14 protein-coding genes and 1 tRNA gene are annotated in these 13,598 nt (G+C 57.6%); all 15 read right to left on the minus strand.

The window, feature by feature from the left end; translation table 11 throughout:
- Entirely contained in the window at positions 1-183 is a 183-nt protein-coding gene (locus QPL96_RS00060; protein WP_008177410.1) for a DUF2933 domain-containing protein, read from the minus strand.
- A gap of 226 nt (positions 184-409) precedes the next feature.
- Positions 410-486, minus strand: a tRNA-Met gene (locus QPL96_RS00065).
- 199 nt (positions 487-685) lie between these two features.
- Positions 686-1,372 (minus strand): ribonuclease HII, encoded by a 687-nt coding sequence (rnhB, locus tag QPL96_RS00070; RefSeq protein WP_303284773.1) that lies wholly within the window; start codon positions 1,370-1,372, stop codon positions 686-688.
- Positions 1,372-2,556, minus strand: coding sequence for a lipid-A-disaccharide synthase (gene lpxB / locus QPL96_RS00075; protein ID WP_303284774.1), 1,185 nt, complete (start codon positions 2,554-2,556; stop codon positions 1,372-1,374). Before lpxB ends, rnhB begins: the two co-directional genes overlap by 1 nt.
- 18 nt (positions 2,557-2,574) lie before the next feature.
- Positions 2,575-3,366 carry an acyl-ACP--UDP-N-acetylglucosamine O-acyltransferase gene (gene lpxA, locus QPL96_RS00080; RefSeq protein WP_303284775.1) on the minus strand — a complete coding sequence of 264 codons (792 nt, stop codon included), beginning with the start codon at positions 3,364-3,366 and terminating at the stop codon, positions 2,575-2,577.
- The gene (gene fabZ / locus QPL96_RS00085) at positions 3,366-3,803 is read right to left on the minus strand and encodes a 3-hydroxyacyl-ACP dehydratase FabZ (RefSeq protein ID WP_303284776.1); all 438 of its coding nucleotides are present in this window, start codon (positions 3,801-3,803) and stop codon (positions 3,366-3,368) included. Before fabZ ends, lpxA begins: the two co-directional genes overlap by 1 nt.
- A complete protein-coding gene (lpxD, locus tag QPL96_RS00090; protein ID WP_303284778.1) occupies positions 3,800-4,840 on the minus strand; it encodes a UDP-3-O-(3-hydroxymyristoyl)glucosamine N-acyltransferase in 1,041 nt (346 codons plus the stop codon). The genes fabZ and lpxD overlap by 4 nt, the downstream gene beginning before the upstream one ends.
- A gap of 47 nt (positions 4,841-4,887) precedes the next feature.
- Positions 4,888-5,385, minus strand: coding sequence for an OmpH family outer membrane protein (locus tag QPL96_RS00095; RefSeq protein ID WP_303284780.1), 498 nt, complete (start codon positions 5,383-5,385; stop codon positions 4,888-4,890).
- Between the two features lie 42 nt (positions 5,386-5,427).
- Positions 5,428-7,746 (minus strand): outer membrane protein assembly factor BamA, encoded by a 2,319-nt coding sequence (gene bamA / locus QPL96_RS00100; protein WP_303284781.1) that lies wholly within the window; start codon positions 7,744-7,746, stop codon positions 5,428-5,430.
- Positions 7,747-7,790: 44 nt separating this feature from the next.
- Positions 7,791-9,140: an RIP metalloprotease RseP gene (gene rseP / locus QPL96_RS00105; protein ID WP_303284782.1), complete on the minus strand. Its 1,350-nt coding sequence runs from the start codon at positions 9,138-9,140 to the stop codon at positions 7,791-7,793.
- A 48-nt stretch (positions 9,141-9,188) separates the two neighbouring features.
- On the minus strand, positions 9,189-10,373 hold the full coding sequence (ispC, locus tag QPL96_RS00110; RefSeq protein ID WP_303284784.1) for a 1-deoxy-D-xylulose-5-phosphate reductoisomerase: 1,185 nt from the start codon (positions 10,371-10,373) through the stop codon (positions 9,189-9,191).
- Between the two features lie 2 nt (positions 10,374-10,375).
- On the minus strand, positions 10,376-11,215 hold the full coding sequence (locus QPL96_RS00115; protein ID WP_303284785.1) for a phosphatidate cytidylyltransferase: 840 nt from the start codon (positions 11,213-11,215) through the stop codon (positions 10,376-10,378).
- Between the two features lie 21 nt (positions 11,216-11,236).
- A complete protein-coding gene (gene uppS, locus QPL96_RS00120; RefSeq protein WP_303284787.1) occupies positions 11,237-12,007 on the minus strand; it encodes a polyprenyl diphosphate synthase in 771 nt (256 codons plus the stop codon).
- A 71-nt stretch (positions 12,008-12,078) separates the two neighbouring features.
- On the minus strand, positions 12,079-12,636 hold the full coding sequence (gene frr / locus QPL96_RS00125; RefSeq protein ID WP_117620069.1) for a ribosome recycling factor: 558 nt from the start codon (positions 12,634-12,636) through the stop codon (positions 12,079-12,081).
- Positions 12,637-12,721: 85 nt separating this feature from the next.
- Positions 12,722-13,450: a UMP kinase gene (gene pyrH / locus QPL96_RS00130; RefSeq protein ID WP_303284789.1), complete on the minus strand. Its 729-nt coding sequence runs from the start codon at positions 13,448-13,450 to the stop codon at positions 12,722-12,724.
- Positions 13,451-13,598: the final 148 nt, after the last annotated feature.

A 13,598-nucleotide genomic window follows, 5' to 3' on the forward strand; every position in this document is an offset into this window, starting at 1 on the left:
TCAATGCTGATGGCCCGAAGGCCTGTCCCGGTCGCTGTCCGGCTTGTCCGGTTTGTCCGGCGCGCCATGTCCGCCGTGCCCGCCCCCGCCGTGGCCACCATGCCCTCCGTGCCCGAACATATGCATGGCCACGAACAGGATGCCAATAACCACCCAGAACCAGTTTTCCGCCAACCATTCCATATAAACCCTCCTCAATCTGCAAGTGCACCCGGCTACCATTGTGTGATCTCCGGTGCGGGCACGCATCACCATCAGTATAAGCAAACCACAGTCACCTGAGTTCAACCTGAATTATTGGAGCGAACCGGATCGGGCCTTGATCTCAGCCAAGTCCGGAATGGGAAACTTTCTGCCGGACAAGCAAAAAAGGCAGACCAGTAACTAACTGATCTGCCTTTCTCTAAGATGGTAGCGGGGGCTGGATTCGAACCAACGACCTTCGGGTTATGAGCCCGACGAGCTACCAGACTGCTCCACCCCGCATCAAACTTTTCATCATTCTGGTCTTCAGAGCCCGCCTGTTGGTCGGGCTCATAAGCCGAAGGTCGATGACTCCCTTCGGCTTCCTCGGGATTGGGAGCCCGACGAGCCACCAGACTGCTCCACCCCGCATCAAAACTGGCTGTTTACCGGGTTAGCCCAGATCAACGTGCGCGTATACTAAGGATTCGATCTGGCGTTGTCAACCGATATCTTCAAAAAGATCAGTGCGGTATTGGAGTTCTCCCGATTCCGTCGGCACGCTGTGCTGGCAGAGACCCACGTCGTCAATAACCTCCTGAACCGGTCGGAAGGAACGACGGTGTTCGGGGGTTGCGCCGAGGCGGCGCAGTGCTTCCAGGTGGGCCGGGGTTGGGTAGCCCTTGTGCTGTGCCAGGCCGAAGCCGGGAAATCGGGTTTCCAGCGCTTCCATCTCGCGGTCACGGGTTACCTTGGCAATGATGGAGGCAGCGCTGATTGCCTCTACGCGGCTATCGCCCTTGATCACGGGCTCCGAGGGCCAGTGCCACTGGGGGCAGCGATTGCCGTCTACCAGCACGTACTCCGGCGCAATAACGAGGCCGGAAACGGCCCGCTCCATCGCCAGCATGGTGGCCTGGTAGATGTTCAACCTATCAATCTCACGGGCCTCACACCGGCCGACGCCCCAGGCTTGAGCATGCTTGAGGATTTCCTCGTAGAGGGCATTTCGGCGCTTTTCAGTGAGTTTCTTGGAGTCGGCCAGGCCAGCAATGGGCCGTTCCGGGTCCAGAATTACGGCAGCAGTGACGACTGCGCCGATCAGCGGGCCTCGACCTACTTCGTCTACACCGGCCAGGAGCGAGCCGGTGTAGCGACATACAAATGGCGGCAAGGGTGCCTTGGGCATCAGCTTGCCCCTCTTTCCACCAGTTCCGAGATGGCCTGGGCAGCTTTCTCGTCTGCACCCCGCTTCAGGGTGTGGTGCAATTTAGTGAACGCTTCCTTGAGCCGGGCCCGTTCTTCGCTGTTCTCCAGGCTCCGGAGCACAGCGGCACCAAGGCTTTCGGCAGTAGCGTCGCCCTGGAGCAGCTCAGGCACCAATTGGCGCCTGGCCAGCAGGTTGGGCAGCGCCACGTAGGGCACCTTGACCAGCCTGGAGAGCAAAGCGTAGCTGAGTCCGCTCAGGCGGTAACCCACTACCATGGGCTTTTTCAACAGCATGGCTTCCAGGGTAGCGGTGCCGGAAGCGAGCAGAACCACATCGGAAGCGGCCATCACATCCCGGGAGCGACCCCGGACAATGGTGACCGGCAGTTTCACATCCAGCGCATCCACCAGGTCCCGGACCTGCTTCTCGCGATCCCGGTTCACACAGGGAATCACCAGCTGAAGATCCGGACACTTTTCCTGAATCCAGCGGGAAGCCTCCAGAAACAGGGTGCCAAGGCGCTCCACCTCCCCTGCCCGACTGCCGGGCAGAACCGCCAGAACCGGCGCATTCGCTTCAAGACCAAGGGACCCCCTCAACTTCAGGGTATCCGGCTCCATGGGAATGCGATCAGCCAGGGGATGGCCCACGAAAGCGACCGGAACCTGGTGCTCTTCGTAGAACCGGGCTTCGAAGGGAAACAGGGTGAGCATGAGATTAACGGATTTGGCGATCTTTAAGATCCGCTTCTGGCGCCAGGCCCACACCGAGGGACTCACATAATGCACGGAGAGTATGCCCGCTTCCCGGCAGCGTCGTTCGATGGCCAGGGTGAAATCCGGGGAATCAATGCCGATGACCACATCCGGTGGAGTGGTAAAAAAATAATCGAGCAACCGAGTGCGGATGCTGAACAGCTCGCGGATTCTGCCCAGCACTTCCACCAGGCCCATCACCGACAGGCGCTCCATTGGCACCAGGGAATGGAAGCCTTCGGCGACCATTTCCTCACCGCCGATCCCCACAAAACGGGCATTGGGGTAACGATACCGGAGAGAACGGACCAGGCCGGCACCGAGAATGTCTCCCGACGCCTCACCGGCAATAATTCCGAAGGTGATACTACGCTCACTGATGATCGCGCTTGAAGGATGGTCCGTCACCGACTGGCTCCCGCCGGGTTAGCGGATGATGCCGCGGTCTGCTCCACGCAGGGAGTCTATGAGAGGCCGCACTTCGGCCACATCGGAATAGGCTTTTTCCAGCTCTGCCACGGCCTGCTCGGTAGTCAGGCCCTGGCGGTAAATAATCTTGTAGGCCCGGCGCAGCACCAGCAACACTTCCTTGCTGAACCCGCGGCGTTTCAGGCCTTCGAAGTTCATGCCATGGGGCCGGGCGGACTGGCCGCTGGCCATCACGTATGCGGGCATGTCTTTCAGTACGATACTGCCGCCCGCAGCCATGCTGTGAATGCCAATGTGGCAGAACTGGTGCACCATGGTGCCACCACCCAGAATCGCATAATCGCCTATTGATACATGGCCCGCAAGGGTCGCGCAATTAGCCAGGATGGTGTTGTCACCCACGACGCAGTCGTGGGCCACATGCACATAAGCCATCAGCAGGTTGCCGCTGCCAATCCGGGTTTCGCCACGGTCCTGGACGGTGCCCCGGTGGATGGTACAGTTCTCGCGGATGACATTGTTGTCACCGATCACCAGAGTTGTAGGCTCGCCCGCGTACTTCTTGTCCTGGCACTCTTCGCCAATGCTCGAAAACTGGAAAATACGGTTGTTGCGACCGATAACGGCAGGGCCCTTGACCACCACATGGGAAAGGATCTCGGTACCGTCTCCGATTTCCACGTCCGGGCCAATGTAGCTCCAGGGGCCAACAGTAACGTTATCCCCGAGCCTGGCTGACGGATCTACAATCGCCTGCGGATGGACACCCGACCAGTCATTTGTCGCCATCAAACTTCTCTCTCAGCGGTCAGAATCTCGGCCACGCACACGACTTCACCGTTGACCAGCGCGCGACACTCGAATTTGTAGATACCCCGTTTACCGGAGATGAGTTCCGACTCCATACAGAGTTGGTCTCCCGGCAAAACGGGGCGTTTCCAGCGCGCCTTGCTGGACCCAGCCAAGTATTGTACCACGCCATCAGAGGGTTTCCGGCCCACGGTCACAAAACCGAGAATGCCTGAAAGCTGGGCCATGGCTTCAATGATCAGAACACCCGGCATGATCGGGTTGTTCGGGAAATGGCCCTGGAAAAACTCCTCGTTAAACGAAAGATTCTTGTAGCCCTTGATCGACTTTCCCTTTTCGACCTCCGTTACCCGATCAACCAGCAAAAACGGGTATCGGTGCGGCAGGTATTCCAGTATTTCTTTGGTGTTCATCATGTTGATTGGCCTCGGCCCTCTGATTTTTTTTCCAGTTCTTTTACCCGTCGCGCCAAGGCATCAAGCTGGCGAAAACGTACAGCGTTCTTGCGCCACTGACGGTTGCTGTCCGCGCTGGTTCCGGAAGAGTACACGCCCGGCTCCCGGATATCACCGGTCACCAGTGTCATGCCCGTCAGGTGAACCTGATCACCAATCTCAAGGTGGCCCGCCACTCCGGACGCGCCGCCAAACACACAATGCCTGCCAATTCGGGTACTACCGGCAATCCCCACCATAGCGGCCATGGCGCTGTGATCACCAATGCAGACGTTGTGGGCAATCTGAATCAGGTTGTCGAGTTTCACACCATTACCAATGACGGTGTCGTCGAGGGCACCCCGGTCAATGGTGGTGTTGGCACCCACCTCCACGTCATCGCCGAGAACAACACGGCCGAGTTGCGCAATTCGATGCCACACGCCCTTTTCATTGGCGAAACCAAAACCGTCGGAGCCGATAACGGCACCACTGAGGATGTGGCAGCGCCTTCCAATCAGCACATCATGGGCCAGAGTCACCCTAGGCCGTATCACCGTCTGCGCCCCGATTGTGGTTCGGGCGCCAATAACCGAGCCGGCGCCAACAACCACTTTCCCACCAATCTCGACGCCGGCCTCCACAACGACATTGGGGCCGATACAGACATCGTCAGCGAGGGTGACGGACGGATCTACAACAGCGGTCGGATGAATGCCAGGCGAAGCAATCGGAGCGGGGTCAAACCAATGACTCAGACGAGCGTATCCGAGGTAGGGGTTGTCCAGTAACAGGACGTTGGTCGGAGCATCCGCTGCCGAGGCCGGCGAAGCAATAACGGCCGAAGCTCGTGTATCCGTCAGGTATTTTCCGTAACACGGATTTGCCAGAAAGCTGATCTGGCCAGGCCCGGCTGCCTGCAATGTTGCCAAACTCGAAACCCGCACATCAGGATCGCCCCGCAGCTCTGCACCCAGGGCGCTGGCAATCTCCCCCAGGCAGTAAGACCTATCTGTCATTGCGTGCTCCCAAGCAACTTTCAGGGCACCCGGGTGCCCGCCACGGATTAACGATTCAGTTTTTCCAGAAGCTGAGATGTCAGGTTCATTTCCGGCTTCACATAAATGACCGCTTCGCTCGGCAGAATCAGGTCGAGCTCATTTTCCTCAAGAAGTTCTTTGACCGCCGCGTCCACTTCCGGGCGAGCCCCTTCCAGGAACGCCTGCTTGCGCTGATTGACAGCGGTATCAAGCCGCTGCTTGAGGAAGTTGAATTCTTTCACTTTTTCCTGGAACTCACCGGCAAGCTGGTTACGTTCGGTCTCGTTCATCATGGCACCGTCTTTTTCGAGGCGATCCTTGAGCTGGTGCGCCTCTTCCTGTGCCTCGCGGACCTTGGCTTCATCGGCGGCAAAATCCTTCTGGAGCGATTCGCTGAAGGCCTTGGCATCATTTGAGGAGAACATTGCCTGCCTCAGATCGACCACACCGATGCGGCTTTCCGCCATGGCCGGGAATGAAAATGCCATAATCACGGCAGTGAATATCAACATGAATCGGGACATTGGTTTTCTCCTGGTTTTCGTTCGACAGTTATTATTCATGCGTCAGAAGGTCTGCCCCAGTGAGAACTGGAAGACCTGAGTATAATCCTCCGGCTGGGCATTGATCGGTTGCGCCAGGCTGAAGGCCAGCGGGCCGACAGCAGTGATCCATTGAAAACCAATACCGGCTGACATCCTGAGCTCTCCCAGTGAAGGGCCAAAGCCGCGATCAGTATCAAACACCTGGCCGGCATCAAAGAACAATGACGTTCTCATGGAGCGGGAGTCGGTGGCAAAGGGTGTCGGGAAAATAAGCTCAACACTACCTTCAGTTAGCAGGTTGCCACCAAAAGGATCGGGGCGTGTCGTGTCGTTGACGTTATTCGTCGCCCTCAGGCCGAGGGAATTTATCCGATACCCGCGAACAGAACCGTAGCCCCCTGTATAGAAATTCTCATAAAAGGGCATCCTGGTACGATTTCCATAACCATCACCATACCCAAGCTCCAGCCTGGTACGGAATACCCAGCGATTGTTATCCGTTATTGGGTAGTAAAAATCGGTCTTTTGGGACAGTTTGTAGAAGGTCAGGTCACTGCCCGGAACCGCCAGGTCAAGTGAGAGCGACTGGCTGTAGCCATCACTGGGCAACACTCCCCGGTTCAGGGTACTTCTGCGCCAGTTGCCAAATACAAAGAGGTTATTGAATGTGGCCCCCTCTTCATCAATAAACTGGCTGACTTCTTTGGAAGTATAACGACCCTCTTTCAGATTTGACTGAGTAATGCCAGTTCCGAAGTTCAGCCGAGTAATGTTGTCTATGGGGTAGCCAAAGTTGACTCGTCCGCTGTATTCGTCCAGAAGGAAAGCGGATATATATTGATCCTCATAGTTCGTTTGGCGCGCGGACAGACTGAAACCGCGACTCACGCCGTCAACTGTGAAATACGGATCCAGGTAAGAAAAGTTTGCGCTTTTGACATAGTTGCTCACGTTGACACCAAATGAGACTCGTTTGCCGGTACCGAAAAAGTTGTTCTCAGACACATTGGCACCAAGAATGATACCGGTATTCTGGGAAAAACCGACGGAGGCAGAAAGGCTGCCCGTTGCCTGCTCTTCCACCGAGTAATTTACGTCAACCAGGTCGTCGGCGCCCGGAACCGGCACCGTGTCAACGTTCACCGCCTGGAAAAAGCCGAGACGCTCCAGTCTGGTCCTGGAAAACTCGATACGATCCGAAGAAGCCACGCCCCCTTCCATCTGTGTCATTTCCTGGCGGAGAACGTCGTCACGAGTCGATACGTTACCCTCGAAATTGACCCGTCGCACATAGGCTCGCTTGCCTGGTTCAACAAAGAAGGTGACGGCGGCTGTGTTGTCTTCACCCGGCTCGGGAATGGCATTGACGTTGGCGAAGGCGTAGCCCTCCCTGCCGAGCCGGAATGCCAGGGCTTCGGATATGGCTGTCATGCGGGAGCGGGAGAACACATCGCCCTCCGTGACCGGAATCAGCGAGCGCAACTCTTCCTCGTCCACAATGAGCTCTCCGCGCAGGTTTATCTCTGAGATGGTGTACTGGGGCCCCTCGTTCAGAGCGATGGCGATGAAAACCTTCTGCTTGTCCGGCGAGATGGAAACCTGACTGGATTCCACATTGAAATCCAGGTAACCGCGGTCCAGATAGAATGAGCGCAGGGATTCCAGGTCACCGCTGAGCCGCTCTCGCGCATACTTGTCGGAATTGGTGATTGAGTTCCACCAGCTTGTGGTCTGCAACTCAAACAGCTCACGCAACTCATCGTCGCTGAAGTCTTCGTTGCCGATCAGATTGATGTGGCGTATCGCCGCCACAGAGCCTTCATTTATATCCAGGCGAATTGCAACACGATTCTGTGGAAGTTCTTCCGCCGTTGCCTTCACCCGGGCGTTGTAACGCCCCTGGGCGATGTAAGACCGCAGAATCTCCAGCTCAAGACGCTCGAGGGTCGCGCGCCGGAAAACCTGGCCTTCCTGGAGACCGGCACCTGCCAGGGCATCCATCAACATCTCTGTTTCAATGTTCTTGTTGCCTTCGATCTCGATATTGCTGATGGAAGGTCGTTCGCGAACCGTCACGATGAGAACACCACCATCGCGGCTAGCCTCAATGTCCGTAAACAACCCGGTCCGGAACAGTGACCTGATGGCATCGGCCAGCTCGGTCTCGTCAACCCGCTCACCGATGTTCACAGGGAACGCAGAAAAAACGGTACCCGCAGAAACCCTCTGCAGACCCTCTACCTCGATATCCGCAACTGTGAACTGGTCTGCAAGTGCTGGCTTCAAGCCAGACAGGGCCACAGCGAGGCCAACGGCTACACCTAGAAGAGAACGTCTCATTCAAATATTTCGCCTGGTTAATGCGCGTAAGAAGTTCGCAATTCTCACAACCGCATCAGGTCGTTGTAAAGAGCAAACACCATTAATGTGAGAATCATTGCCATACCAATTCGTAATCCGACCGCCTGGGCCTGCTCGGAGAGCGGCTTTCCGCGGAGAACTTCGATGGTGTAGTAGACAATATGACCACCATCAAGCACCGGCACCGGCAGAAGGTTCAGGATGCCGAGACTCACGCTGAGATAGGCGAGAAAACGCACGAAATCTTCAAATCCGGAGCTGACACTGGCTTCAGCAACCCTGGCAATCGTAATTGGCCCGCTGAGGTTGGTGGGCGACAGCAGGCCGGTGATCATTTTCTTTATGGCCACGAGGGTCAGCCGGGTGTCGGCCCAGGTTTCACTGAAAGCAACGGGAACCGCGGCAAACGGACCATAGCTGACTTCGCGCAGCACGTCATCAGGCCAGGAGATGGCTTCAACGCCGGCGCCAATAAAGCCAATTGTTCCACCGCCCTCTTCGCTTTTCGCTTCCGGCGTAACGCGGATTGGGCGTTCCGTGCCATTGCGTTTCACGGTTACCTGTAACGTCTGTTCAGGGGCGTTGCGGATGAACTCGACCAAATCAAACCAGCTACTGACGGGCTCTCCGTTAACGGCAACCACGCGATCCCCGGTTAGCAGGCCGGCCACCTGGGCCCGGCCACCCTCGGAAATCTGGCCCAGCACTGCCGGAACCGCAGGGCGCCAGGGTGTGATGCCAAATTCCGCCAGCGGATTCGGAGTATCGTCGCTCAGGCCCCAGCCAGCAAGCTCTCCGCTGACCGTGCCCCGGGCACCGCCGTCAGACACCTCCATGGAAATCAGGCCCTGCTCACCGGTTCGCTCCAGGATACGCATGTTGACATCCCGCCAGGAGTTGACCCGATGGCCATCCACGGAATGAATTTCCATGCCTTCCTGCAAGCCAACGCGCGCTGCCGCACTCCCATCGGCCACCTGCCCGACAATGGGGGCAACGTAGGTAACTCCGACCACGCTCAGCAGCCAGTAGGCGAAAATCGCAAAAATAAAGTTAGCCAGCGGACCCGCCGCTGCAATGGCAATACGCTGCGACGGCGGCTTGGAAGTAAAGGCCTGGTGTTTCAGTTCCTCGGGTACCGGCCCTTCCCGTTCATCCAGCATTTTGACATAACCGCCAAGTGGAATGGCGGCTATGGCGAATTCGGTGCCGTGCCTGTCGTACCAGGAATACAGCGGCTTTCCGAAACCAACGGAGAAACGGAGCACTTTCACGCCGCAACGGCGGGCAACCCAGAAATGACCGTATTCATGCAGGGTCACAAGGATGCCCAGGGTCAGCGCAAGTGCGAGGACGGATTCAATAATCTGCATAGCGTTCCTGATTGATGGCTTCAGCCTGGCAGCAAACCGCTGCGAGTGTCAGACAGTTAACAGCTTAATCTGTTCCCATGCCCGGGCCCGTGCTTCGGTGTCCTTGGCGAAGATAACCTCAAAACTGTCAGCTGGTTCAACCGCGGTAGCAACCAGCGTGCGCTCTATAATAACGGGGATATCGGCAAAACAAAGGTTACCTTCAAGAAACGCGGCAACCGCCACTTCATTTGCTGCGTTCAATACCGCCGGAGCTGTGCCTCCGGCCTCGAAGGCTTCCGCAGCCAGGCGAAGGCAGGGGAAGCGAACCAGGTCCGGACGCTCGAAATGAAAACGGCCGATGGCAAACAGATCCAGCTGCGCGACGCCCGCATCAATACGCTCCGGCCAGGCCAGGCCATTGGCAATGGGGGTTCTCATATCCGGGCTGCCAAGCTGGGCGAGCACAGAACCATCTGCATACTCTACCATGGAGTGAATAATGCTCTCGGGGTGAACGTGCACCTCCACCTTCTGGGGCGTTGTATTGAACAGCCAGCAGGCTTCTATCAGCTCCAGGCCCTTGTTCATCAATGTCGCGGAATCAACGGAAATCTTCTGCCCCATGGACCAGTTCGGGTGGGCACAGGCCTGGGCCGGTGTCACCGCCCGAAGATCGCCAGCGGAATGCTCCCGAAAAGGGCCACCGGACGCCGTCAGCAGGATCCGGGTGATGCCGGCACCGGCAGGGTCCCGGATCTTGTCCGCCGGCATACACTGAAAAATAGCGTTGTGTTCAGAGTCAATGGGCAGGAGTTCCGCCCCTGCCCCTGCCACGGCATCCATAAACAGCTTGCCGGACATCACCAGGGCTTCTTTGTTGGCGAGCAATACCCGCTTGCCTGCCCGCACCGCCGAGAGTGTCGGCGACAGCCCCGCAGCGCCGACAATCGCAGCCATCACAGTATCAACGGCCGGGGCCGAAGCCACCTCGCAAAGCCCGCCGAGGCCAGCGAGCACCTCAGTGCCTGGCAAATCGGCCAGTAACTCCGAGAGCGTAGCGGCAGCTTCGGGATCGGCCATAACGGCAACCCTGGGGTGGAATTCGCGGCACAACACGGCGAGTTCGTCGGCACGGGTACTGGCGGTTAACGCATAGACCGAGAACCGGTCAGGGTGCCGGCGAATGACATCCAGGGTGCTCAGACCAATGGAGCCCGTAGCCCCCAATACACTGATATGACGGGTTAGCATAGTCACCAGTGCCCGGCTGTCAGCCAACCAAGTTGGGTAATAATCAGCGCAAATACCGGAATAGCGGCCGTCAGGCTGTCAATCCGGTCCATGATGCCTCCATGGCCGGGCAGCAACTGGCTACTGTCCTTGATGCCGCGGTGCCGCTTGAACATGCTTTCCAGCAGGTCGCCTAACACCGAAACCAGACCTGTGGCCAGACTGGCAATCATAAGAAGCAATGTCTGGCCCGCCCCTGCCGAGGCCAGGAAGCTGACTACCAGAGCGAAAGCCCCCACCGCGACCAGGCCGCCCCAAACACCCGCCCAGGACTTCCCCGGACTGACCCGGGGCGCCAGCTTGGCCTTGCCAAATGCCCGCCCTGCGAAGTAGGCACCGATATCCGCAACCCAGACCACACACAACACATACAGGATAAGGAGAAGGTTATTGGTACTGTCACCAAACTGGAAGCCGCCGATACGTAAATGGTTCAATCCGACCCACGCGGGCACCAGAACAAACAACCCCATAACCGCTCGTGCAGGCAGGCTGCCCCATTTTTCTGAGCCACCAGGGTAGCTGCGAACCAGCAGGAAACAGATAAACCACCAGGCGAGCGCCAGCCAGAGCACCGCAACAACAGGAGCGTTCAGCAAACCATAAAGAATGGCAGCAGTCACCAAAGCGTACGCCACACGGCCCGGAGGATTCTCAATGCCGGACATATTCGCCCACTCCCAGGCACCCACGGTAATGATGGCCCCGGTAAAGAGCGCGAAACCCAGGGGCGGGAGGAAGAAAATCCCGCCAATGGCAATGGGGGCGAGGATCAGTGCGGTGATAATTCGGGTTTTTAACACAGTTAACGTCGCTATCGTTCGTTATTGTTGTGGGGTCTTGGCCGTGATCTGATCATCCGTCTGGCCAAAACGACGCTGGCGACCGGCATAGGCCTGAAGGGCCTTGCGCATTTCCTCTTCCCGGAAATCAGGCCAGTACACCGGTGAGAAGTAAAGCTCTGTGTAAGCCAGCTGCCACAACATGAAATTACTGATCCGCTGTTCACCCGCTGTCCGGATCATCAGATCCGGCATCGGCAGATCACCAATACTGAGGTGCTGCTGAACAAGGTCATCGGTGATATCCGAAGGCGCCAGCTGTCCTGCCCGCACCCGCTCGGCAACCTGGCGCGTCGCCTGCGTGATATCCCAGTGGCCACCGTAATTGGCGGCTATCACCAGTGTCATACGGGAATTATAGCGGGTCAGTTCTTCTGCCGCCGCCATGTGCTTATGCAAGGCCGGACTGAAGGCGGAACGGTCGCCGATGATTCTGAGGCGAATGTCATTGCGATGGAGCTTGCGGACTTCCCGTTCCAGGGCAAACAGGAACAGCTTCATCAGTGCGGAAACTTCATCCCTGGGACGACGCCAGTTTTCACTGGAGAAGGCGAACAGGGTGAGCACTTCCACACCTTCGCGTGCGCAGGCTCCCACCACCGCCCTGACTGCATCCACCCCGGCCTTATGGCCGGCTACCCCCTTGAGCCGGCGGGCCTTGGCCCACCGGTTGTTACCATCCATGATAATGGCCACATGCCGGGGCCGGCTGTCTGCCGACACCGGAATCTCCGCGGATACAGTTCCCGTCATGAAAACCCCTGTGCGGCCGGCGCGCAAGGTTGCACCAGCCTTTCAATTCGCTTGCAAGTGAACCCGGGCGGTTAAACCGCCATCAGGTCCTCTTCTTTGGCCTTGAGCATTTTCTCGACTTCGGCAATATAGCGATCAGTCAGCTTCTGGATCTCTTCCTCGCCCTTGCGCTCGTCGTCTTCGGTGATTTCCTTTTCCTTCAACAGCTCCTTGATCATGCTGTTGGCGTCACGGCGAGCGTTGCGCACAGACACACGACCGTGCTCGGCGTCGGCTTTCGCCTGCTTGACCATTTCCTTGCGGGTTTCTTCGGTCAGCATAGGCATCGGAATGCGAATGATGTCGCCGCTGGTGGCCGGGTTGAGGCCAAGATCAGAGCTCATGATGGCCTTCTCGATGGTCGGCATCAGGTTTTTCTCCCAGGGGGAGACGGTCAGGGTCCGGTTATCCTCGACATTGACACTTGCCACCTGCTTGAGCGGCGTCTCCTGGCCATAGTAATTCACCATGACGCTGTCCAGGATGGACGGGTGGGCCCGGCCGGTACGGATCTTGTTAAACGCCGAGTGCAGAGACTCCAGGCTCTTCTTCATTTTCTTTTCGGCTTCTGCTTTGATGTCGTTAATCACTTCAGCATCCTCACTTCGTTCGTCATGTCATTCAGTAACCTGGTCCCTTTGGAAGGCGCGGATCGAAGAGACCCGGACAGTCAGGTTATTCGATCAGTGTACCTTCTCTTTCGCCGGTTACGATGCGAATCAGCGCGCCTGAACGGTTCATGTCGAATACCCGTAGCGGCATGCCGTGATCCCGTGCAAGGCAGATGGCCGTCAGATCCATCACGCCCAGTTTTTTGTCCAGCACCTCATCGTAGGTGAGGTGGTCGTATTTCTCAGCACTGCTATCCAGATGCGGATCAGCGGAGTATACGCCATCCACCTTGGTGGCCTTGAGTACCGCATCGGCCTCAATTTCGATACCACGCAGGCAGGCGGCGGAATCCGTGGTGAAGAAGGGGTTGCCGGTGCCGGCGCAGAAGATCACCACATCTCCGTCCTTCAGGTCCCGCACCGCCCGACGGCGGTCATAGTGCTCGACAATCCCGCTCATGGGGATTGCGGACATTACGCGGGTCCGGATATTGGAACGCTCTAGGGCATCACGCATGGCGAGGCCATTCATGACGGTGGCCAGCATACCCATGTGGTCACCGGTGACCCGATCCATGCCGGCGGCATTCAGGGCTGCACCGCGGAACAGGTTGCCACCGCCAATCACGAGACCAACCTGGACGCCAATGCCAATCAGCGCGCCGATTTCCAGGGCCATGCGATCAAGAACTTTGGGATCAATACCGAAATCATGCTCCCCCATCAGGGCCTCGCCACTGAGCTTGAGCAGAACACGCTTGTATCTGGGCTGGGTTTTCGATGATGTCGGCATGAGGATCCCCTTTTCGTCTGTTGGCTGCTATCCGGCGTGATACCCGTTGCAGGCTTGTATCTGACATACTCCTCACAAAAAGGGGTATCTCAGATACAAGCCCGCCACGTTAGCCGGGAATACCCGGCTAACGTGGCAGACTCAGGTG

This window comes from Marinobacter sp. SS8-8, assembly GCF_030540945.1.
Classification (GTDB): Bacteria; Pseudomonadota; Gammaproteobacteria; order Pseudomonadales; family Oleiphilaceae; genus Marinobacter.

What these genes read in the sequence shown, in the direction of transcription:
- QPL96_RS00060 (WP_008177410.1), bottom strand. Translation starts at nt 183, where the DNA reads ATGGAATGGTTGGCGGAAAACTGGTTCTGGGTGGTTATTGGCATCCTG.
- fabZ (WP_303284776.1), bottom strand. Translation starts at nt 3,803, where the DNA reads ATGATGAACACCAAAGAAATACTGGAATACCTGCCGCACCGATACCCG.
- bamA (WP_303284781.1), bottom strand. Translation starts at nt 7,746, where the DNA reads ATGAGACGTTCTCTTCTAGGTGTAGCCGTTGGCCTCGCTGTGGCCCTG.
- rseP (WP_303284782.1), bottom strand. Translation starts at nt 9,140, where the DNA reads ATGCAGATTATTGAATCCGTCCTCGCACTTGCGCTGACCCTGGGCATC.
- rnhB (WP_303284773.1), bottom strand. Translation starts at nt 1,372, where the DNA reads ATGCCCAAGGCACCCTTGCCGCCATTTGTATGTCGCTACACCGGCTCG.
- QPL96_RS00095 (WP_303284780.1), bottom strand. Translation starts at nt 5,385, where the DNA reads ATGTCCCGATTCATGTTGATATTCACTGCCGTGATTATGGCATTTTCA.
- lpxA (WP_303284775.1), bottom strand. Translation starts at nt 3,366, where the DNA reads ATGGCGACAAATGACTGGTCGGGTGTCCATCCGCAGGCGATTGTAGAT.
- ispC (WP_303284784.1), bottom strand. Translation starts at nt 10,373, where the DNA reads ATGCTAACCCGTCATATCAGTGTATTGGGGGCTACGGGCTCCATTGGT.
- uppS (WP_303284787.1), bottom strand. Translation starts at nt 12,007, where the DNA reads ATGACGGGAACTGTATCCGCGGAGATTCCGGTGTCGGCAGACAGCCGG.
- lpxD (WP_303284778.1), bottom strand. Translation starts at nt 4,840, where the DNA reads ATGACAGATAGGTCTTACTGCCTGGGGGAGATTGCCAGCGCCCTGGGT.
- pyrH (WP_303284789.1), bottom strand. Translation starts at nt 13,450, where the DNA reads ATGCCGACATCATCGAAAACCCAGCCCAGATACAAGCGTGTTCTGCTC.